This window comes from Mesorhizobium sp. IMUNJ 23232 (assembly GCF_044326205.1).
Taxonomy (GTDB): domain Bacteria; phylum Pseudomonadota; class Alphaproteobacteria; order Rhizobiales; family Rhizobiaceae; genus Kumtagia.
On record NZ_JBIRCY010000169.1, the window covers coordinates 1 to 602 of the forward strand.

Sequence of the window (602 nt, forward strand, 5' to 3'; positions counted from 1 at the left end):
AAATCTTGCGGTGGACCGGTCGGCCAAGCTAACGCTGGACGCACATAGGTCTCACGGACAATACGGCCTATCGAACCGTCGCCACAAAGCAGCCCAGCCATCGACCGATCTTGAAATCGGCGCAACGGCGAGACGCGGTCGTCCAGTAAGATTTCCACAGAATGTGGTGGTAGCTGACGTTGTCGGCGTACCCTCTGTTGGGATCGTAGGTTCTGTCCTGCAGCCGTTTGAGCGGTGCCGGGCAATCTGCACCGACGATCCGACAGGATTGTGTGCCGAATGCGCAGCAGCTTCGCGACGAGATTCTTCAGCACCTAGAGCGCGTCCGGTTTAATCCGGCTCATACCCGGCTGCCTTGAAGTAGTTCTCGCATTCTGTTGACGTGAAGAGGTCGATGATGGAGCCGACGGCATCCCATAGTGCGTTGATCGTTCGCTCGGCCTTGGCGCGCAGGAGTGCCTTGAGCTTGGCGAAGGCCATCTCGATCGTGTTTTCATGATGACTCTCCTGTCCGGATTCCTGTTGAGGCGTGGGATAGGCTGACGAGCCAGATACGTTGTGTTCCCACTTTTGCGATGCGCCCCTTGAGCTTTCCGCGTCGG

1 pseudogene is annotated in these 602 nt (G+C 57.8%); it reads right to left on the reverse strand.

Features of this window, described 5'->3' with window-relative positions:
• Positions 1–330: 330 nt before the first annotated feature.
• Positions 331–602, reverse strand: a pseudogene (locus tag ACH196_RS38150) (hypothetical protein); the annotation flags it as partial.